This window comes from Candidatus Schekmanbacteria bacterium, from assembly GCA_003695725.1.
Taxonomy (GTDB): domain Bacteria; phylum Schekmanbacteria; class GWA2-38-11; order GWA2-38-11; family J061; genus J061.
Genome location: RFHX01000188.1, coordinates 1 through 21,841, shown reverse-complemented (window position 1 = coordinate 21,841; position 21,841 = coordinate 1). Strand labels below are relative to the sequence as shown.

Genomic DNA, 21,841 nt, shown 5'->3' with positions numbered 1-21,841 from the left:
GGGGTAATTATACAACTGATTTTCAATGCGAAAAGAACTGAAAAAAATTTTTCACTAAGAGAAAAATTTTTTTCATTCAATGATTGGTTTGCCCCTTTTCATTACAAGTACAAACTATCTGTGCCATTGATTGGGGATTCCCCATATTTATGCAATAGGAGTAATCTAAGTTTCAGAAGTCATATAATAGACTAATTTCTGGTAAAATCTTCGAACTAAAAGGATAAGCACTATTTTGATAGACTTTCTACAGGACTTACTTGGATATTATTGCCTTCATTTCCAGAACTGCTTCCATCAGGCAATTCATAATTGCTTATTATATTTTGCAGTTTCCCATAGCGCATTTTCAATTCATTGACCTTTGATTCAGACAATTCAATATTTTTCTTTATCTCGTCTATTTCTTCTTCAATATTATGGATGTCTTTTTGAAGATTTGACATTGTAACCATATCTGAGGGAATAGGCATATTGCTTGAATGAAAGCGTTTAGTTAGGGCAAGAAGTCTTTCTTTGGCTTCCTTTATATTGTAAAGATATTCGAGGCGTGAATGAAGCTTTTCAATAGATTCAATAAGTAAATTTACACCTTCTTCAAGAAAATCGATTTCTTCCGTTATTTCATCTATATTCCTTGAGTTTTCACTGAATATATTTATTTCAATATTTCCCCTGATTATCTCATAACTTCCGCCGCTGATTTCTGAAGCTTCATAAATGTGATTTTGAAGAGTAAAGATTTCATTATAATAATTATTCCATTTTTCCGGTTCCTCATTGGAATCGATTTTTTTTATCTTTTCAATTAATTCCTTCATCCTTGCCATTCCATTTTTTATGAATTTTTCAGAATCCGCAGAAAGCTTGTTGGTAAGCAAGATTTTTTCCTTTTGAAGTGTCGTGTATTCAGTGGAAAGTTCTCGCACATCCTGAAGAAGCTCTTGAATTTTACTGTCAGCAGAGTTTGGGATAAGTTTTCCCGAATTCTTCTTTTCTTCTATTTTGATTGACTTTTCCTTTGATTCTTTTTCTATTTCGGATTGTCTTTTTGAAATAGCATTGAGCCGTTCTTTTATACTGATGATTTCATTCCAGCTTACATTTCCTTTTGACAACTTTTCCGAATTTTCACTTAGAGCAGGGTAAGAAAAATAATTGAAAAGAAACAGAGCCATAAGGATGATTATCAAGCCGTATTTTTTGAGTTTATACCGCAGGGCGTTCCTTTCAACTCCCAATTCTTCAGCAGTTTTTGAAATATTCCCATTACATCTTTTATAGGCATTTTCTATTATATCCTTTTCATATTCTGAAATTCTTTCCTGTAATTTTAGATTTTCATTGCCATTGAAGTTGAATATCTTCTTCCTCTCTTCTTTCTGTATGCCAATAGGCAAGTCTTCTTTTTTGAGCATTGGTCCTTCAGCAAGGACTACAGCCCTTTCTATGACATTTTCGAGCTCTCTAACATTTCCGGGCCAATGATATTTTTTCAATATATTCAGCGCTTCATCTGTTATTCCTTTTATTCTTACTTTTCCGGAAAAGGATTTTTCACTTTGATATTTATTCAGGAAATGATTTACAAGAGCAGGTATATCCTCAACCCTTTCCCTCAAAGGAGGGAGAGTGATGGAGATTACATTCAGGCGGTAATACAAATCTTCTCTGAATTTCCTTTTCGCCACCAATTCACTGAGGTCCTTATTAGTAGCCGCAATTATCCTGACATCTACTTTTCTTGTTTTATTGTCTCCGATTCTTTCGAATTCTTTTTCTTGAATAACATTAAGGAGTTTGACCTGTGCAGGAGGTGAAAGTTCGCCTATTTCATCGATAAAAATACTACCTCCATCAGCAATTTCAAACCTTCCGGGGCGGGATTTTGTAGCCCCTGAAAATGCTCCTTTTTCGTGTCCAAAGAGTTCACTTTCCAGTAGTGTTTCAGGATAAACACTACAATTGATTTTTATGAATGGACCGGCGCTTCGATTGCTTCTATAATGGACTGCGCGTGCAACAAGCTCTTTCCCTGTGCCGCTTTCACCATAAATAAGCACATTTGAATTGCTGTTTGCCACTTTTTCAATAAGTGAATAAACCTGCATCATTCTTGGGCTTTTACCTACTATATTGTCAAAGTCATAATGGCTCTTTTCCTCATTTTTGAGGTATTCATTTTCTATTGAAAGTTTTTTTACCTCCCTGATTAATGAGAGTTTTTCAAGAGCTTTCTTGACTTTAAGCTCGAGGTCTTCAAACTTGAAGGGCTTTTCTATGAAATCAAATGCACCTCGCTTCATTGCTTCAACAGCAATATCAACTGAAGCATGTGCCGTTATCATTATTACAGGGGAGTCTATTTCAGATTCTTGAACCTTTTTCAAAAATCCAATGCCATCGAGCCCGGGCATTTTGATGTCAGCAATGATTACATCGAATCGTTGCTCATCGATTTTTTCCAATGCTTGAAGTCCATTTTCTGCTTCCGTTACAGAATATCCCTCTTGCGAAAAGGAAAGATTCAATCCTTTTCTGAAGCTTTTGTTGTCATCAACTATGAGTATCTCAGGTCCTTTATTCATCTTTTTTTTTTAAAAAAGAGCTAAATTTAATTATATATGCAATATTCGTGCCAAAAAACTGATAGAGTCGATTTTAATTTTTCTTTCTCCCTTTATTTTTCTTTCTCACCTGCCATATTTGTTAATTTTAAACACTTTTTTGAACTCTTCAAGATTTTTGACTCTGCAGCCAAGCATTGCTGAAATCTTGCAAACAGCAGGCATCTTTATGTGATTTTCTGAAAGAATTTTTTCATTTTCAAAGGCATCCCGTGTTTTTCCGTCGAAAACAGCTTCTCCATTTTTCATTATGATGAGACGCTGGGCATAATTGCTTATTACATACATAGAATGGGTCACCATAATTATAGTGTGTCCCTTCTTGTTTAATGCTAAGAGAAGGTTCATCATCCCTTTTAGCTCATTATAGTCAAGGCCTGTCGTAGGTTCGTCAAGGATGATGATATTGCTCTGCGCGGCAAGGACAGAGGCTACGGCAATCTTTTGTCTTTCTCCTTTGGTAAGGACAAAGGGGTCGTATTCAGCAAAATCTGAAAGCCCAACTGCTCTCAAAGCGCTATCTACTCTTTCTTCTATTGCCTTCTTGCTGAGCCCTAAGAGTTTGGGTGTAAATTCCACTTCTGCTCTTACTGTTTCCGAAAAAATCTGGCAGTCAGGGTTTTGAAAGACAAATCCTGCTCTTTGGGCTAATTCCAAGCTGTTGTATCCTGAAATATCTTTTCCCTTTAATTTCACCGTTCCTTTTGTTGGCTTTAAAAGACCATTGAAATGTTTTATGAGAGTTGTTTTGCCGCTGCCGTTTCCTCCTGCAATGGCTGTTATTTCTCCCTTTTTAAATTCATTGGATACATTATTCAATACATAGTTTTTGCCGTTGTAAGCAAAACTGACATTGTCAAGTTGGATTTCCGGCTCAGAATTCGAAACTTTTCTAAAGTAATCTTCTTCTTCCTTCTTGATTTTAGAAAATGCTCCATAATCTATTTCATAGCCGATTTCATTTATCCACTGCACTGCCTCTTCTTCATTTCTAAAGATTTTTTTTGAATTTGTGATTTGCGATAACTCTGCAAGTTGAGGCGGCATTATTCCGTGGCTTTCGAGAAAGTCGATTCTTTTGAATATTTCTTCAGCACATTCATCAGCAACTATTTTTCCTTCTTCCAAAACGATGCATCTGTCTGCATATAAAAGTTCATCAGTTTCATGCTCTACTGCAACAATTGTTCTTTTGTTGTCTTCTTTGATTTTTTTCATAAGGGAAAAGATGCTTTCTTTCCCTTCCGGATCAAGGTCAGTCGTAGGTTCATCCAAACATATCAAACGAGGTTCCATTGCAAGCATAGAAGCAATAGCTAAGCGTTGTTTTTCACCGCCTGAAAGCATTGCCGGCTGGCGATTTTCAAATCCGGATAACCCTGTAAGAGCAAGGTAATTTGATATGGATTTCTCGATTTCTTCCCTTCCAATACCAAGATTTTCAAGCCCAAATGCCACTTCAAGGTCAACACTTGTTGAAAAGAGTTGAGATTCAAAGTCCTGAAATACGATCCCCACTTTTTGGGATGTTTCTGCAAGGGAACTTTCCGATATGTTCATTTCGTTCAAATAAACGCTTCCGCTGAATTCCCCTTTTATGAAAAGAGGTATTAATCCATTCAATGTCAAGAGAAGGGTTGATTTTCCTGCACCGCTTTTTCCAAGGATTGCCACAAATTCTCCTTCACCAATAGTGAAGGAAATATTGTTTAGCTGTTTCATTTTGGAATTTTTGTATGAAAAGGTTACTGCATCAACTTTCAAAAAGGATTTTCTTTTTTCAGCCATATCAGTTTTACGCCATTATGCATCCAACAATTGTAATGATGAGGAAAGGGAAAACAGTTATTCCTGTGCCGTTTTCAAGAAACCAAATTTTTTGAGAAAAGAAAGGAATTTTGCCTGAGAATCCGGAGGAGACAATTATTCCTGATGTAAATGCGCCTAAACTTCCAACGACAATAAGAATCTTTGATGTTTTTGATGCAGTGCATTTTCTAAAATCTGATTCTTTGAGTATATCAGTCCATAGCATATCCCATCGTTCAATTCTTGGGTAAAGGACCAAAAAAACGAGCGGTCCAAGAACAACTGAAACAATAACATTATTGATAAAGATAATCGAGCCAAGCACTGAAAAGGGGACAAGCCCTAAAATATCAAGACCCCAAGCAATGAAAGCGGCACAGGCGGCACTCGATACAACTCCAACATAAAGAAAAAAAGAACAAAAGATAAGTTTGCTCTCCTTCTGCCAGTAATTATGATAGATTTCCCTTGCATTTATTAAACGATAAGCCGTTAGACTGAAAAAGAAATTTCCAATGAAGCCGAAAATTGTGCCTATACCAAGAGTGCCAAAAAAATCTCCTATAAGATTGCCAATGGCAGAGCCCCAAGCACCTGCAGGCCCAAAAAGTATTCCAAAAACAACGGGTATTACCGAAGCAGGCCGAATCTCCGTCGAGCCGGGAATAATCGGAATGCTTTTCATAGGTATCAAAATTGCAGCAAAGATTGCGGCTGTAATAGCGCAAAGGACTACCATTTTTGTATATTTCCACATTGTTACTATTTCTCGCATCTTTTTCTCCTTTACGGCTTTACTATTTGAAAATAATCTTTCTTAAATTTTGCAAATATCAATTATACTTTAATCTCCTTTTAAAAAACAGGAAAATAGAGTATATTTAAAAGTAAGTATGAGCGGCAGAATAAAACTCAATGATGGTTTTAAAGCCGCTGTCATTGGCGGTGGTCCGGCAGGGAGTTTGTTTGCGCATTTCCTGATAAAACTTTCCCGCAAGAAGGGAATAACTGGAAGCATAGATATCTACGATGGCAAATCATTTTCAACAAATCTTCCTCGCGACTGCAATATGTGCGCAGGCGTACTTGGTTATAAGGTGATCAAAAAGCTTTTCGATGAAGGTATCAATCTCGATGAAAGGTCTGTTCGGCAGGAAATAAATGGATATGCCTTTCATTTGAAAGAAAGATTCATTACTCTTTACAAAGACCCGAATACTCCTATCTATTCAGTTTTTCGTGGAATAGGTCCTCTTTCGTCAGAAGAAGGATATGCAAGCTTCGACCGTTTGTTGTTGGATAAAGTCGTTGAAGAAGGCGCCTGTTGGAAAAAGGAAGTCGTAAAAGAGATAAGGATAAATGGGAATAGCGGCATCTCCTTGGTGGCAAATGAAGATGAGAAAGAGATAGAATACGATTTTGTTGCAGGTGCTTTCGGCGTCAATACAAATTTTCATAAAAAAATTCCTTTTGGTTATGTTCCGCCTGCCACTTGGCATGCATGCCAGGCAGAAATTGTCGTAGATGAAGAATTTGTTGATAAGAAACTTGGCAATATGATTCATCTCTTCAACTTTGGCGATAAAAAGCTGAAGTTTATTGCCATTACTCCTAAAAAGAATATTCTTACCCTTACGGCAATTGGTGAACATGTTAAAATTGCCGACCTCAAAGATGCAATTCAAAACAGTGAAATAAAAAATTATCTGCCTTCTGTTGAGAATATTGTATGCCATTGTCACCCAAAGCTTCCGGTAACTTCAGCTAAACAACCCTACTATGACAGAATGGCAATCATTGGTGATGCCTGTGATTCAAGGTATCTTAAAAACGGTATCGAGTCGGCATATTATACTGCCTTTTTTGCCGCTGATGCAGTTGTCAACTATGGTATCGACGCAGGATCACTGAAAAAGCATTTCTATAAAAAATGCCGCAGAATGTTCAATATTGACAACAAATACGGCAAGATAATGTTCTTCATCAATGACCATGTAGCGAATAATAGATTCTTGGCTTCTCTTCAGGCATCCGTGGCTGATATCGAGCATAACCGTACCTTGCCGTCATCGCGGCATATGAGTAAATGTATGTGGTATTTTTTCAGTGGTGAAGCCCCCTATAAATGGATTTTATTGAGAAGTCTTCATCCAAGACTCCTTTTTACCTTTTTTCTGCAGTTTTTTGTTAATCTTTTTTCTGAATTGAAGAAAGGGAAAAAGAGCACCAATGAATCTGAAGAAATAAAGCAAAAGATTCGGAGAAAAATTATTGCTGTACCTCACTATACGCTTGATAAAGGGGGACGGGTGCTGATAATAGGAGGAGGGCCTGCCGGGGCAAGCTGTGCGATTACACTTCTAAAGTTAGCTGCTGAAAAGAAGAGAGACATCAAGGTTACAATTTTTGAGGGCAAAGATTTTTCGAATCACTTTAATCAGTGTATGGGAATTCTTTCTCCTGACGCTATGAGAGTCCTATATTCGCTTGTTGGCGTAAATATGCCTCAAGCTATTTTTAGAAGCAGAATAGAGAAGTATGTCCTCTGTACGGATGAAGAAGAAATCGACCTTATAAGAAGAGAAGATAATAAACCTTTCTATACTGTACGAAGAGTAGAAATGGACCGCTATCTCTTGAATTATGCAAAAGCGCTGGGGGCAGAGGTTATTCATAGCCGCGTCTATGGAGTCGAATTTCCGCATACCTCTTTCACGAATGAAGTTAGAGTTTATAGTGAAAGCTCTTTCCGAAAAGCTGATGTTGTTGTCGGAGCTTTCGGACTCGATGATGCAATGCTTGAAGTTTTTGAGTATGCTACAGATGGCAAATATCGACGCCCTGCGAAAGTTATGAAAACTTTTTTGACTAAGATTGATGTCAAACATGAAGAAATCGATGAAAGATTTAGAAACGGCATATACGCTTTTCTTTTGTCTTCACTCAAAAATGTTGAGTTTGGCGCAGTTGTGCCAAAATATGATTATATTGTAGTCAATATTGCAGGAAGAAACATTACATCAAAAGATATGGATATGTTTTTGATGGACAAATCTGTAAGAAATATAATACCTAAGGTTGATTATGGTAATCTTAAATATTATTCCGGCACATTCCCAATTTCTTATGCATCAGGAGTATATGGAGACAGGTATGTTATTGTGGGGAATGCAACAGGATGGGTTAAACCTTTTAAATCTCACGGCATCGATATGGCGCTTATGACAGGAGTCAGGGCGGCAGAAGTTATATTCAATCAGGGATATTCTGAAGATGCGCTAAGTTATTATGCCCATTTATGCAAAGATTTGGTTTCTGATTATTACTATGGTGCAATGATTCGATATTTATGCACTTTAGGTAGTAATATGAGGGCAATTGAGCTTTTTGTAAGATATTCTCGTGATAATAGATATTTTTATGATATACTCTACAATACGATTTCAGGAGACAAAACTTATAGGGAAATTGCGCTTAATCTTCTTCAAATGAAACTATTGAAAACAATGATTCCTGCCACACTGAAAAGCTTCTTTAGGCGGCGATAAAAAAAGTTTTTTGAGTGCTCATATCATCTCGATGCTCAAGAAAAATGGATATGGACACAGTAGTAGCACACTATAATGAAATACTTTAATGAATTGTTTTAGGAAACCCCTGACGGAATCACTTCCAAACACGGAATGCCTATTCTGGAAGCTTTACCGATTCATATTCGCTCAATTTATCAAATACTATTTTTTTTATTTCATTTAGACGTTCAGGGGAAACTGCTTCAAACCTCAATACAAGGACCGGCTGTGTATTCGATGCCCTTATTAATCCCCATCCTCCTTCTGTCATAAAACGGACTCCATCCACATCTATCACTTCATACTGCTTTTTGAAGTATTCTGCTACTTCGCTGACTATTTTGAATTTTTCACTATCAGAGCAGTCAACTCGAATTTCAGGAGTGTTATACATTTTTGGGATATCTGAGAGCAATTCTGAACACTTTTTGCCGCTTTTTGAAAGAAGCTCTGCCATCCTGCACGATGCGTAAATGGCATCGTCATAGCCAAAGTATCTGTCTGCAAAGAACATATGTCCGCTCATTTCTCCCCCAAGTGGAGCATTCAGCTCTTTCATCTTATTTTTGATGAGTGAATGCCCTGCTTTCCACATAATAGGTTGTCCGCCATGCTTTTTCACATCATCGAACAAGGTTTGTGAACATTTAACTTCAAATACAATGGGCTGTGAACCGTTTTTTAGAATTTCCCTTGAAAAGAGAATCATTAATTGGTCACCCCAAATGATGTTGCCCTTATCATCGATTACGCCGATTCTGTCAGCATCTCCATCATAACCGATTCCCATATCATAGTTCCCACTTACGACAGTTTCTATGAGTGTTTTGAGGTTTTCTTCAATTGTCGGGTCGGGGTGGTGGTTGGGAAAATTGCCGTCAGGTTCACAAAAGAGCTCTTTTACTTCACAGCCAAGCTTCCTCAAAAGAGCTGGTGCAATATGGGAGGCAGTGCCATTTCCTGCATCTACAACAATCCTTAGGGGCTTTTCTAATTTTATCCTTTCAGCAATCATATCGATGTATTTTCCCTTGATATCACTCTTTTCAGATGTCCCATTGCCTGATGAAAAATTTCCGCTTTCAATGATTTTCCTTATCTCCTGAATTTCTTCTCCATAGAGTGTTGTTTTATTATTGCAAAGTTTCAGTCCATTGAATTCAGGAGGATTATGGCTTCCTGTTATCATTACTCCTCCGTCAACATCGAGCGAAAACAGCGAATAATAGAGTACCGGTGTAGGCACCATCCCTATATCTATGCAGTTGCATCCTGCAGATGTTGCTCCACGAATAATGGCATCCTTGAAGGATTCAGAACTCAACCGAATGTCGTAACCTATAGAGATTTTATTTTTTCCTTCCCTGTTGAGGTAGGTTGCAAAAGCTTTTCCTATCAATTCAACAACTTCAGGAGTAAGGTCGCTTCCAACAAGACCTCTTATGTCATATTGTCTAAAGATTTGTGGATTTATCATTTCATATCTCCCTCTATTAAATAGAAAAAATTTGCTTTCAGAATTTTGTGTGATTGGTTTGATAAAAAATTTTTAGAACAGTGAAATATAAGCAGGAATTTTAGATACTTTCAACAGTTTTTCTCAATCCTTCTTTGAAATGCACTTCAGGTTTGTAGCCAAGAAGTCTTTCTGCTTTTCTTATGTCTGCAAGAGAATGCAGTATATCTCCGGGGCGAGGGTCAGCATAAATTGGTTTTATATTCGTTCCCAAAATCTCATTGAGTTCATCAACCAATTGATTGACGGTGACTCTTTTACCGCAGGCAATATTGATGATTTCTCCTGATATTCCCTCCTTCTCAGAGGCAAGCATATTGGCGTTGACAACATTTTTGACAAAGGTGAAATCTCGTGATTGCTTGCCATTGCCGAATATTGTAGGTCTTTCCCCTGACTTCATCTTTTTTACAAATATGGAGATGACGCCGGAATAGGGCGAAGATGGGTCTTGTCTTGGACCAAAAACATTGAAGTAGCGCAGTATTACAGTTTCTATGCCATAAAGATTTGAAAAGACCTTGCAGTAATACTCTCCTGTTACTTTGGTTATGGCGTATGGTGATAGGGGAGACGGCTTCATTTCTTCATACTTGCTGTCTTCTTCTGTATCACCATAGGCAGAGGAAGAGCCTGCAAATATTATTCTTCTCACTCCTGCATCCCTTGCCGCAACAAGAAGATTTAGCGTGCCGTCTATATTTGCAGAATTGCTTGTAATAGGGTCCTGGACAGACCTTATAACCGATGGAAGTGCGGCAAGATGAAAAATCATATCTACATTCTTTACTGCAGATTTCACCTCTTCCATATTACGCAGATCTCCGCGAATAAACTCTATTTTTCCTTCAAGATGTTTCAGGTTTTCTGATTTACCTGTTGAGAGATTGTCAAAGACCCTCGTCTTCCATCCTCTTTTTGCGAGCTCATCGCAGATATTTGAGCCGATAAAACCGGCGCCGCCTGTCACAAGATAAATAGCCATAATTATTCAGAGAAGAACTATCTTTTTTCTGTTCCTTTTGAAATTTTTGAGAGCATTGCGAGTATCGACAATTAACTTGGAATGTTTGACTACTTTTTCGTAATCGATACAGCTATGGTTTGTTGTTATGACAACGCAATCTGCGTTTTTGATCTCATTGGGCGTAAGATTTTTTGATTTGTATTTTTTCCCCTTGAGCGTAAAAGATGGAATGTAAGGGTCATAATATGATATTTTTGCGCCCTTTTCATCCAATATTCCAATGATATCTAAGGCAGGAGATTCTCTCATATCATTGATGTCTCTTTTGTATGAAACTCCAATAATAAGTACTTTTGCTCCTTTGACGCTTTTATTCCTAATGTTCAGAGAATCTGTTATCTTTGATATTACGAATTCAGGCATATGAGAATTTACTTCACCTGCAAGCTCAATAAATCTTGCATTGAAGTTCAATTCCTTTAGTTTCCATGAAAGATAATGAGGGTCGATAGGTATGCAGTGCCCCCCCAATCCGGGTCCCGGATAAAATGGCATAAAACCGAAAGGTTTAGTGGCAGCAGCATCGATTACTTCCCAAACATTGATTCCAAGTTTGTCACAGATTAGCGCCATCTCGTTCACAAGCCCTATATTGACGCTTCTAAATGTGTTTTCCAAAAGCTTTACCATTTCTGCGCTGTCGCTATTTGATACCTCTGTGACGCTGTCTATAAATTGGGAATAAAAGAGAGCTGCTATCTTTGTACATTTAGGGCTTATCCCTCCTACGACTTTAGGAGTGTTTTTGGTGGTGAATTCTTTGTTGCCCGGATCGATCCTTTCAGGTGAAAATGCAAGGAAAAAATCCTTACCTGCCTTTAAACCTGACGATTCAAGAGTGGGCTTTATCAATTCTCTTGTTGTGCCGGGATAGGTAGTGCTTTCAAGTATTATAAGCTGTCCCTTTCTTATGAAATTTTTGACATTGTTGATTGCTGCAATGATATAAGAAATATCTGGATCTCTTGTCTTTCGGAGTGGAGTAGGGACACAGATTGTAATAATATCCGCTTTTTTTAAAATAGAATAATCTGTTGTAGATGAAAATCTTTTAGAATTGAGAGCATTTTTTAATATGTCATCGCTTACATCCAAGACAGGAGAGCTTCCTCGGTTTATCCTATTGACCTTTTTCTTTTCAACATCGATTCCGACTACTGAAAATCCGCCATTCACTATTTCCATAGCCAACGGCAGACCCACATAACCGAGTCCTATTACGGCAACTTTCGCTTTCTTTGTTTTTATAAGTTTATCTATGTTCATAATCGCAAAAATATATATACTCGAACTCTTTTTGTCAAAAGATTAAAAAACAATTTACATCTTTCAATTTTTTATTACATCTACTCTTGACCCTTATTTCCTTAGTATCTTATAATCATCGAAAAAAATAAAAATTATGAAAAAAATATCAGCCAAAATAAAAGTCAGGGGAATAGTTCAGGGAGTTGGATTCCGTTATTATACCGTCCGTGAAGCAAGAAGGATTGGTGTTTTCGGTTATGTCAAGAATGAATATGACGGTTCGGTCTTTGCCTATGCCGAAGGAGACGAAGAGGATGTCGATTCATTCGTCGAGTCATTAAAACGGGGTCCCTCTTCAGCTGTTGTTGAGAGTGTAGAAGTTGAAAAGGATGATTATACGGGAAGCTATAACGATTTTAGGATCGAGTACTAAATTATGAGACAGGTAAAAAAGAAAGGTAGGAAAGATAAGAAAACAGCACCAAATCCAAGAAGCGAAGTAATCAAAAGAAGAGTAGAAAAACTCTGTGATGAATTGAATAAAAGAAATATAGAAGGAATCTTTGTCGAATCAAGCTCCGATGCATGCAGGAAAATTAAGAAGATGATTCCAAAAGGCGCTACTGTGGCGTTGGGAGGGTCAGTAACGATTGTTGAGTCAGGAATTATCGATACTCTGCGGCAGATGGATATAAACCTTCTCGACCGCTATAGAGAGGATATTTCAAAGAAGGAAGTGGATAAAATGCGCCGTGAGGGTTTGATGGCAGATGTATTTGTTTCAAGCACCAATGCAATTACGATGAAAGGCGAACTGATCAATGCTGATGGAATCGGCAACAGAATTGCATCGATGATATATGGGCCGCAGAAAGTAATTATTGTCTGCGGAATAAATAAGATTGTAAAAAATATTCAGGAAGGAGTAGAAAGAATCTACCTCACAGCAGGCCCGATGAATAGTTTGCGTTTTAATGCAGATGCGCCTTGTGCAGAAACGGGTTTTTGCAAGGAAGACATCTGTTATCCGCCTCAAAGAATTTGCAATATGTTTTCGATTATAGAAGGGCAGGCTGAATCAGGCAGAATGTCGGTAATCATTGTAAATGAAATCTTGGGATTTTAAAAATCTCCTTTCTTTATATTATTTCAGTGAGAGGCTTCTATAAAAGCATAAAATTATTAAAAAGATATCTCTGATGCCTAAAATCATCAAAGGCAGCCAAGGAATTAAATCAGTCTTTACTTGAAAAAAAAGAAAAGCTTGATATAGACTCAAAAGAGTACTTCAATTTTTTTTAATATAAATTGATTTTAACGGGATGAATGTTTGAGATAAGATTTCATGGCAGGGGAGGCCAAGGTGCTGTAATAGCATCAAAAATTCTTGGGCTTGCCCTCTTTTACGAAGGCTTTTATATACAATCTTTTCCGGTTTTTGGCTTGGAAAGGCGCGGTGCACCTGTAGCTGCTTTTTTGAGAGTTGATAAAGAGCCGATTCGACAGCGCACTAATGTTTACACTCCTGATTCAGTAATCATCCTTGATGAGACTTTGATAACCTTTCAGAATGTAGTCGATGGATTGAAGGAAAACGGAAGTATTCTGATTAATACAAGAAAGAAGCCTATAGAATTTACGGCATTCAATGGTTATAGGGTTTATACCGTGAATGCAACCGATATTGCTTTGAAATATGGCCTTGGCACTCTCTCTTCGCCAATCGTCAACACAGCTATCCTCGGCGCCTATTTGAGAATAAATAAAATTTTGAAGTTTTCCTCATTGGAAAAAGCCCTTAGGGAGGAAGTTAAAGAAAATGCGGTAAATAATCTTCTTGCGGCTAAAGAGTCATACAGAAAATGCAATCTTTGTCCCTTGGATGAACTAAATGAAAAGAAAAAATCGAAACAGTAAATTCTTTCTTGCTCTTTGCAATGAATCCGTTGCAAGGAATATAACAGGTGCATGGAGAAATGTCAGGCCTGTTTATAAAGAGAAGACTGCCCCTTGCCGTGAATCCTGCCCGGCAGGAGAAAATATCGAAGGAGTAATGTCTCTTGTTTCACAGCGCAAATACATCGATGCCTGGAATCTAATCAGAGAAGAAAATCCCTTCCCTGCCGTATGCGGAAGAGCTTGCTACCATCCCTGTGAAAGCGGATGCAATAGAGGTTTTTTCGACGAGCCGCTTTCAATAAATGCCATAGAAAGATTTGTTTCAGATATGGCTTTTCAGAAGTATGGAAGGAAAAGAAGAATAGTAAAAAAAGGGGGAAAAAAGAAGGGAAGAGTAGCTGTAATTGGAGCCGGAGTGGCGGGATTGACAGCGGCTTATCATCTTGCAAGAAATGATATAGCAGTGACTGTTTATGATTCTTTTAAATCTCCGGGCGGAATTCTTCGTTATGGTATTCCGGCATACCGCTTACCTAAGGATATCCTTGATTGGGAAATTGAAAGGATAAGAGACAATGCTGTTGATATTGTTTGCGGTAAAAGACTTGGAAAAGATCTTTCCATCAAGGGACTGCTTAATAAATCTGATGCACTCATAATTGCTGCAGGCGCCACCTTTTCGAGAAAGCTTGGAATAGAAGGGGAAGAAGCAGAAGGAATAATCGACGGCAGTAAGTTTTTAAAGGACATTAGTCTTGGAAGAATGAAAGCGCCGGGTAGGAAAGTGGCTGTCATCGGAGGTGGAAACACGGCAGTCGATGTGGCAAGAAGCGCGCTGAGGTTAGGTTGTGAAGTAAAGATGTTTTATAGAAGGACACGAATCGAGATGGGGGCATTCCCGGAGGAAATAACCGATGCCGTCGAGGAGGGAGTTGACATCAATTTTCTTGTTGCGCCATATGCCTTTTTAAAGGGTAAAGATAATAAACTTGAGGGTATCAGGTTTCAGCGAATGAAACTTGGAAAACCTGATGCAAGCGGAAGAAGAAGACCTGTGCCTATTAAAGGCGATACCTTCGAAGAGGATTTTGATTGTGCCATAGTTGCCATAGGTGAAGACATCGATTCTTCAATTTTGAAACCTCTTGTTGATGAGGAATCATTTTTCTCATCTCTGCGATATGGCTGTATTACTCCTATTGAAAGAGTCTTTACGGCCGGAGATTTTGCAGGAGGTCCAAGAAGTATAGTTGAAGCTATTGCCGGGGGAAAAAGGGCGGCTTTGGCTGTTATTTCTATGATAAATGGAAAAAGCTTTGCACTCGATTATGAAAAGATAAGAATTGGAGCGCAAGGAGGAATCTCATTTTCCAATTATGGGAATTCTTCAGAGGAGATAATTGAAAAATTGAGCACAATTGTCGAATACCAAAACCTCAATATCGATTATTTTATGCCTGCTGACCCGCCACAGATAAGAAAAGCAGATGTTGAAAAAAGAAAAAAAGATTTTTCTGAAGTAGTTCAAACATTGAGTAAAAGAGAGGCGATTGCGGAAGCTGAAAGGTGTTTTAACTGCGGCAGATGTACTGATTGTGATAACTGCTATAAATTCTGCCCTGATATTTCTGTCCTAAAGAGGGTGAGAAAGGGGTTTACCTATGAGATTGACTATGATCACTGCAAAGGGTGTTCAATCTGTTATTCGGAATGTCCCCGAAATGTAATTGAAATGGTTGAGGAGGTAAAGTCTTGAGAAAAGTTTTGATGGCAAATCATGCGGTTTCAATTGGTGTGAAACTTTCCCGTGTTTCCGTAGTAGCCGCATATCCCATTACTCCTCAATCTCAAGTAGTTGAATTGATTTCGGAGATGTGTGCCGATGGAGAGATAGATGCGAAGTTTCTGAAGGTTGAATCTGAACATTCTGCAATGGCATGTTGTATAGGGGCGGCGCTTGGTGGTTCAAGAGTTTTTACTGCAACTTCATCACAGGGCTTGCTGCTAATGCATGAGATGCTGCATTGGGCAGCCGGCTCAAGAGTGCCTATTGTTATGACGAATGTAAACCGCTCTGTCAGTCCTCCATGGAGCATTTGGACTGACCAAACAGATTCGCTTTCACAAAGGGATACCGGTTGGATTCAGCTCTATTGTGAAAGTAATCAGGAAGTTCTTGATTCAATCATTCAGGCATATTGGATTGCCGAGAAGGTAAATCTGCCCTTTATGGTAGTTTTTGACGGCTTCTATCTTTCCCATACAAATGAGGCAGTGGATATTCCTGAGCAATCGGATGTTGACCGCTTCCTTAGAAAATTCAGGCCAAAATTCAAGATTGATGTCAAGAAACCGCATGCTTTCAACAGCATAGTTTATCCCGATGCCTATATGGAGTTTAGACATATGATTAAGGAATCGATGGATACTGTGCCTGCTGTTGTGAATAAATGCGGAGCTGAATTTGGCAAAAAATTTGGACGAGTCTATGGCACCCTTGAAGAGTATAGGAACGAAGATGCTGAGATAAGTCTCATAACATCGAGCACTGTTACAAGCACTGCAAGAATTGTGATTGACGAATATAGAAAAAAAGGAATCAAAGCAGGATTGATCAAACTTCGCCTTTTCAATCCCTTCCCTCGTGAAGACATTTTAAATGCCATAAGAGGGAAACGGAAGGTAGGTGTAATAGATAGGAATTATTCTCCGGGAAATGGCGGCGTATTTGCGCAGACTTTGAGAGCAAATATAATTGGGAATGGAGACATTCCTGAAATCTATCCCTTCATCGTAGGACTTGGCGGCAGAGATGTCCATTTGGGCGTATTGAATGAAGCCATAGATATTATGGCTTCCAACAAAAAGATAAAAGCAGGTGAAGAAATATGGCTCGACCTAAAAAAGTAAGAATTCCCTCTGAAGAATTTTTTCATCCGGGGCATTATGCCTGTCAGGGATGTGGTGCACCGATTGTTGGAAGGTATCTGTTGAAAGCCCTCGGCAAAAAAACCATAATCGTGATTCCTGCATGTTGTTGGTCTGTTATTCAGGGACCTTATCCCTATTCTACACTTAAAGTCAATGTAATCCATACGGCGTTTGAAACTGCCGCATCGACAGCGGCAGGAATAAGAGCATCCCTTGAGATGCAGAAGAAAAACGATGTAAATGTTGTTGCTCTGGCAGGAGATGGAGGTACTTTCGACATCGGTCTTCAGGCATTGTCAGGGGCGGCAGAAAGAAATGATGATATTATTTATGTCTGTTATGATAATGAAGCGTATATGAATACAGGAATCCAAAGAAGCTCATCAACTCCTTTGGGTGCATGGACTACAACGACACCGGGTACACATTACAAGGACAGGCCCAAGAAGGATATAATTCAGATTATGGCGGCACACCGAATTCCATATGCTGCAACAGGAAATGTCGCTTATCCTGAAGACCTTTATGTCAAATTCAAGAAAGCAACTACTATGAGGGGCCTTCGCTTCTTCCATATTTTATCTCCCTGTCCTCCCGGATGGCGCTCTTCCTCTGAAGATTCGATAAAGATTGCTCGTTATGCAACTTGGTCGAAGATGCATCCTCTTTATGAGGTTTATGATGGAGAAAAATATGTAGTCAGAAAGCCGGAAAAGGAGATTCCTGTCAATGATTACTTCAGTCTGCAAAAACGATTTGCCCATCTCACCGAAAGAGAAGTTGACACCATTCAGCAGATGGTTGACGAAAGGTGGGAAAGTCTCCTGAGGTTGGCATCTTGAACTGGATATTGAAAGAATTTTTTATTGGTTTTTTCTTATATTTCTTTCGCTGACGGCTTTTTCTATTATTTCAGAGAGGACTTCGACATCAACAGGCTTGTGTAGAAATTCATAAACTCCCCAGTCTATTGCCTGCACATAGTTGTCCATTTCACCATAAGCGGTTAAAACAATGACTGCTACATCATTGCCTTTTTTGTTTTTTAATTCTTTCAAAAAATCCATTCCATTCATTTTTGGCATTTTAAGGTCGGTTATGATGAGATCAAAATGTTGTTTCTCGATTTTTGCCAATCCTTCCAAACCATTCGAGGCAAGAGAGACATTCATTCCCTTTTCTTTCAGAAATTTTTTCAGAAATTGCTTGAAAACCTCATCGTCTTCTATTACAAGCACAGAAATCTTTCCATCGTCATCATCTTTCATATTCCTATCCCTTTATTTTAGGGCAGAAACAAAATCTTCAATTCTCTTTAGTCCCTTCTCGAGCATTTCCATCCCTGTTGCATAGGAAATTCTGATATTATTGTCGCTTCCGAACGCTGCACCCGGTACAGCCGCTACATTGAAACTGCTAAGGAGCGTTTCTGTGAGGTCATTCGAGGAATTGATGGCTTTTCCTTCAAAGCTTTTTCCATAAATTCCTGAAAAGTTTGGGAAACAATAGAAAGCGCCTTTTGGATTGAAACATTTGACTCCTTCTATTGAATTGAGTTTCGAGACGACAAACTTGCGTCTTTCATCAAATGCAAGGCGCATTTTCTCAACTGCCGATTGGTCTCCTGTGATTGCTTCAATGCTAGCCATTTGAGAGATTGATACAGGGTTTGAAATCGACTGGCTTTGAAGTTTAGTGATAGCCGACATTATTTCTTCATTGCCGGCGCCATATCCTATTCTCCATCCTGTCATTGAATAGGTTTTTGATACGCCGTTTACGACGATTGTATTTTTCTTCATTTCATTGGATAGCGATGCAATACTTGTATGTTTGTAACCGTCATAAACAAGGCGTTCGTAAATTTCATCGGAAATTACAAGAATTCCTTTTTCAAGAACAACTTCTGCAATTTCTTCGAGATCTTTTACTTCATATGCACCGCCTGTTGGATTCGACGGGCTGTTTAAGATAAGAGCTTTTGTCCTTTCAGTTATTTTTTCCCGCAGAGCATCTGCTTTGAGGCAGAATCCGTCTTCTTCCTTTGTCTCTACGATTACAGGTTTGCCTCCTGCGATTTCCACTTGGTCAGGGTATGATACCCAATAGGGAGAAGGGATGATAACTTCATCGCCGGGATTCAGTAAGACCATTGCAAGATTGAAGAGAAAATCCTTAGCCCCTGAAGAAACTACAATCTCACTTCTTTTATATTCGAGTCCGTTTTCTGATTTGAATTTTTCGATGATTGCGTCTTTCAATTCATTGATTCCAGCAGAAGGAGTGTATTTAGTGAAACCATTATCTATTGCTCTTTTTGCCGCTTCTTTTATGTTGTCAGGCGTATCAAAATCAGGCTGTCCTGCGCCAAATCCTATGACATCTTTGCCTTCGGCTTTCAGCTTATTTGCAAGCGCTGTAATTGATAAAGTTGGCGATGGCTTGAGGGCTTTTGCTCTTTCACTAAGTTCCATTTTCAATCTCCTTTTCAACTTTCTCTTTTTTTTATTTCTATGCACTCTATGTCTATGAAACTATGATTTTATTGTCTGCATTGTAATTCAGATGTTTTTTTTAGTCAATTTAAATGCTTTGTTTTGTAGAAATAATGATTGAAATGAGAATACATGAGGAAATCAAAAACTTTATTGAAGGTAAGAGTTTTTTTATGTTAAATCCTCTCAATATGAATCAGTTTAACAAGAAATGATGTAACAATGGAAGAAGATATAATGACTTTGACTGTTTCTGCGCCGGGACGTATTTGCCTTTTTGGTGAACATCAGGATTATCTTGGATTCAATGTAATCTCTGCGGCAATAAATAGAAGAATAAAAATTTCAGGCAACGCAGTAGTGGGGCGGTCTCTCAGTATAGATTTACCCGATATAACTTCTTTTGAAAAAATTGATTTGGATAATCTCAATACTTTGAAGAACAATCGCGATTATTTGAGAAGCGCTTTTAATCTGTTGAAGTCAATGGGAGTTCAATTTCCACAAGGGTTTGATTGCAAGATTGAAAGCACGATTCCAATTAAGAAGGGCGTTTCGAGTTCCTCTGCAATGGTAGTAGCATGGATAGCCTTTCTTCTTGCAATTTCAGGAGAAAAAGAAAATTATTCCTCCTTTGATATTGCAAAGCTTGCATTTAAAGCTGAAGTTGAAGCATTCAACGAACCCGGAGGTATGCAGGACCATCTTTGTGCCGCCATTGGGGGTATGCTTTTTATGGATTTTTCAGGTGATGTGAAATATAGGAAGTTAAAGAATAAATTGAATGGTTTTGTCTTGGGCGACAGTCTTGTTCAAAAAGATACCATTGGAGTTTTATCAAGAATAAAGAAAGGATTTTTTGGCGCAGTGGATATGATCAAGAAGGATTTGCCTGATATTGACATCTTGACTGCCTCCTCAGATATAGCAGATTCATATGAGGAAAAGCTGGACAGGGAGTCATATAGAATATTTGCAGGCGCTCTGAAGATAAGGGATCTGACTTCTGAAGCTCTTGATGAAGTGGAAAAAGACAGTGTCGATGAAGATAGGATAGGTGAGCTTTTTAACAGGCATCATCAAATTCTTCGCGACAATCTGTCAGTTTCTACTCCACAAATAAATGATATGATCGATGCGGCTTTGAGTGTAGGAGCAAAGGGAGCCAAAGTCAACGGCTCAGGTGGGGGCGGATGCTTCATAGTGTATTGCCCAAAGAAGGAGAATGAGGTAATAGAAGCAATTAAGAAAAAGGGAGGCGAAGCTTCAAAAATTGAAATAGATGAAGGAGTTAGGGTGGAATGCTGATTCTTGCAATAGAAAGTTCCTGTGATGAAACTGCAGCTGCAGTTGTAAAAGACGGCCGCAAGGTTCTTTCGAATGTCGTTGCTTCGCAAATTGAAATTCATTCCAAATATGGCGGTGTTGTCCCTGAGCTTGCTTCAAGAGCTCATATTGAATCTATTTATCCAGTCACAGAAAAAGCTCTTTCAGATGCGGATACTGACATTTCCTCGATAAATGCAGTGGCAGTTACCTATGGTCCCGGACTTGTCGGGTCGCTGCTTGTAGGAGTGTCTTTTGCAAAAGCCCTTGCCTATGCTTTGAATGTGCCACTGATTGCCGTCAATCATCTTGAAGGACATTTGCTTTCAAGTATAATCGAGCATGGAAAGGTTGAGTTTCCATACATTACCCTTGTTGTCTCCGGAGGTCATACGAATATTTATCTTGTAAAGGCGATTGGGGAATACAAATTGCTCGGTTATACGGTTGATGATGCGGCAGGCGAAGCTTTCGACAAAGTGGCAAAGATGCTTGGCCTCGGTTATCCGGGCGGTCCTGTAATAGATAAGATTGCCAAAGAAGGAGAGATGGGTAAGATAAAATTTCCAAAAGCAGTAGTGCGGGGCAAGAAACTTTGTTTTAGCTTCAGCGGAGTGAAGACAGCTGTGCTTACTTATTTGAAGGATAAAGGTTTCTATGATAAGCGCAGACAGATAATTCTATCAGAAGAGATGTCAAAGCAATTCAAAGCCGATGTGGCACGCGCTTTTCAAGAATCGGTAGTTGATGTTCTTGTTGAAAAGACATTATCTGCTGCAAAACATTACAATTGTAAAGTTGTCACTATTGCAGGAGGTGTTGCATGCAACAGCGCATTGAGGCAGAAAATGTACGATGAGTGCAAAAGAGAAGGTATGAAGCTCTATATACCAAATGCATCTTACTGCATCGACAATGCCGCAATGGTTGGGATAGCAGGTTATTATAAATTCAAGAGAGAAGGGGTTGGCGCAACACTCTCACTAAATGCCGAGCCAAGAGCACGATTATAGATTTTATCTTTTTATTATAGTTCATTCAGTGAAGCCTCTTTTGTAATGACCCATTTTGAGGGGTTGTTGACATATCGACTTCTATTAAAGCTGTTATTTTCCGATTTCAAGAAATCTCATCCTCTGAGGCATAAAAATGTTCTTTTACGACTTCATTGATGTATCCAGACATTCCTTACTATTGCTTTCAATATCATTTTAATGGATATCTACACGAGATTTTTAAATCTATGATGCTTTACATAATGGGGTATGAAGATCTTGAAATCAGAAATGATGAGGTAAATAAATTTCATTAAAATTCAATGTGTTTACTAATATTATCAATGATGACTTGTTTTGTCGGAAAATTGAACACTTTTTATTTGCTTCGAAAGC

General features: G+C 38.5%; 17 protein-coding genes. 9 read left to right on the top strand and 8 right to left on the bottom strand.

The window, feature by feature from the left end; genetic code table 11:
• Positions 1-230: 230 nt before the first annotated feature.
• From D6734_07530 to D6734_07520, 3 genes are all read right to left on the bottom strand, one after another.
• A complete protein-coding gene (locus D6734_07530) occupies positions 231-2,588 on the bottom strand; it encodes a response regulator (GenBank protein RMF94530.1) in 2,358 nt (785 codons plus the stop codon).
• 105 nt (positions 2,589-2,693) lie between these two features.
• Complete coding sequence (locus D6734_07525; protein RMF94529.1) at positions 2,694-4,415, bottom strand: ATP-binding cassette domain-containing protein; 1,722 nt, start codon at positions 4,413-4,415, stop codon at positions 2,694-2,696.
• A gap of 7 nt (positions 4,416-4,422) precedes the next feature.
• Positions 4,423-5,211 (bottom strand): QueT transporter family protein, encoded by a 789-nt coding sequence (locus D6734_07520; GenBank protein RMF94528.1) that lies wholly within the window; start codon positions 5,209-5,211, stop codon positions 4,423-4,425.
• A 118-nt stretch (positions 5,212-5,329) separates the two neighbouring features.
• On the opposite strand from D6734_07520, the gene D6734_07515 reads away from it, so the two are divergent.
• On the top strand, positions 5,330-7,984 hold the full coding sequence (locus tag D6734_07515) for a hypothetical protein (protein ID RMF94527.1): 2,655 nt from the start codon (positions 5,330-5,332) through the stop codon (positions 7,982-7,984).
• A gap of 139 nt (positions 7,985-8,123) precedes the next feature.
• Here D6734_07515 and D6734_07510 read toward each other — a convergent pair whose 3' ends face one another.
• The 3 genes from D6734_07510 to D6734_07500 form a co-directional block, all read right to left on the bottom strand.
• Positions 8,124-9,485 carry a phosphomannomutase/phosphoglucomutase gene (locus D6734_07510; GenBank protein RMF94526.1) on the bottom strand — a complete coding sequence of 454 codons (1,362 nt, stop codon included), beginning with the start codon at positions 9,483-9,485 and terminating at the stop codon, positions 8,124-8,126.
• 100 nt (positions 9,486-9,585) lie between these two features.
• Positions 9,586-10,509, bottom strand: coding sequence for an SDR family oxidoreductase (locus tag D6734_07505; GenBank protein ID RMF94525.1), 924 nt, complete (start codon positions 10,507-10,509; stop codon positions 9,586-9,588).
• Positions 10,510-10,515: 6 nt separating this feature from the next.
• The gene (locus D6734_07500) at positions 10,516-11,817 is read right to left on the bottom strand and encodes a nucleotide sugar dehydrogenase (protein RMF94524.1); all 1,302 of its coding nucleotides are present in this window, start codon (positions 11,815-11,817) and stop codon (positions 10,516-10,518) included.
• Positions 11,818-11,953: 136 nt separating this feature from the next.
• On the opposite strand from D6734_07500, the gene D6734_07495 reads away from it, so the two are divergent.
• From D6734_07495 to D6734_07470, 6 genes are all read left to right on the top strand, one after another.
• Positions 11,954-12,232 carry an acylphosphatase gene (locus tag D6734_07495; GenBank protein ID RMF94523.1) on the top strand — a complete coding sequence of 93 codons (279 nt, stop codon included), beginning with the start codon at positions 11,954-11,956 and terminating at the stop codon, positions 12,230-12,232.
• A gap of 3 nt (positions 12,233-12,235) precedes the next feature.
• The gene (locus tag D6734_07490; GenBank protein ID RMF94522.1) at positions 12,236-12,925 is read left to right on the top strand and encodes a lactate utilization protein; all 690 of its coding nucleotides are present in this window, start codon (positions 12,236-12,238) and stop codon (positions 12,923-12,925) included.
• 200 nt (positions 12,926-13,125) lie between these two features.
• Entirely contained in the window at positions 13,126-13,716 is a 591-nt protein-coding gene (locus D6734_07485) for a pyruvate ferredoxin oxidoreductase (protein RMF94521.1), read from the top strand.
• Positions 13,691-15,454: an FAD-dependent oxidoreductase gene (locus D6734_07480; GenBank protein ID RMF94520.1), complete on the top strand. Its 1,764-nt coding sequence runs from the start codon at positions 13,691-13,693 to the stop codon at positions 15,452-15,454. Before D6734_07485 ends, D6734_07480 begins: the two co-directional genes overlap by 26 nt.
• Complete coding sequence (gene porA, locus D6734_07475) at positions 15,451-16,608, top strand: pyruvate ferredoxin oxidoreductase (GenBank protein ID RMF94519.1); 1,158 nt, start codon at positions 15,451-15,453, stop codon at positions 16,606-16,608. The genes D6734_07480 and porA overlap by 4 nt, the downstream gene beginning before the upstream one ends.
• Complete coding sequence (locus D6734_07470) at positions 16,587-17,471, top strand: pyruvate synthase subunit beta (GenBank protein ID RMF94518.1); 885 nt, start codon at positions 16,587-16,589, stop codon at positions 17,469-17,471. The genes porA and D6734_07470 overlap by 22 nt, the downstream gene beginning before the upstream one ends.
• A gap of 21 nt (positions 17,472-17,492) precedes the next feature.
• Here D6734_07470 and D6734_07465 read toward each other — a convergent pair whose 3' ends face one another.
• Both D6734_07465 and D6734_07460 read right to left on the bottom strand, forming a co-directional pair.
• Entirely contained in the window at positions 17,493-17,897 is a 405-nt protein-coding gene (locus D6734_07465) for a response regulator (protein ID RMF94517.1), read from the bottom strand.
• A gap of 12 nt (positions 17,898-17,909) precedes the next feature.
• Complete coding sequence (locus D6734_07460; GenBank protein RMF94516.1) at positions 17,910-19,103, bottom strand: pyridoxal phosphate-dependent aminotransferase; 1,194 nt, start codon at positions 19,101-19,103, stop codon at positions 17,910-17,912.
• Positions 19,104-19,346: 243 nt separating this feature from the next.
• Here D6734_07460 and D6734_07455 point away from each other — a divergent pair, with 243 nt between their 5' ends.
• Together D6734_07455 and tsaD are read left to right on the top strand one after the other, a co-directional pair.
• The gene (locus D6734_07455) at positions 19,347-20,432 is read left to right on the top strand and encodes a GHMP kinase (GenBank protein RMF94515.1); all 1,086 of its coding nucleotides are present in this window, start codon (positions 19,347-19,349) and stop codon (positions 20,430-20,432) included.
• A complete protein-coding gene (gene tsaD, locus D6734_07450) occupies positions 20,426-21,463 on the top strand; it encodes a tRNA (adenosine(37)-N6)-threonylcarbamoyltransferase complex transferase subunit TsaD (protein ID RMF94514.1) in 1,038 nt (345 codons plus the stop codon). Before D6734_07455 ends, tsaD begins: the two co-directional genes overlap by 7 nt.
• Positions 21,464-21,841 lie beyond the last annotated feature (378 nt).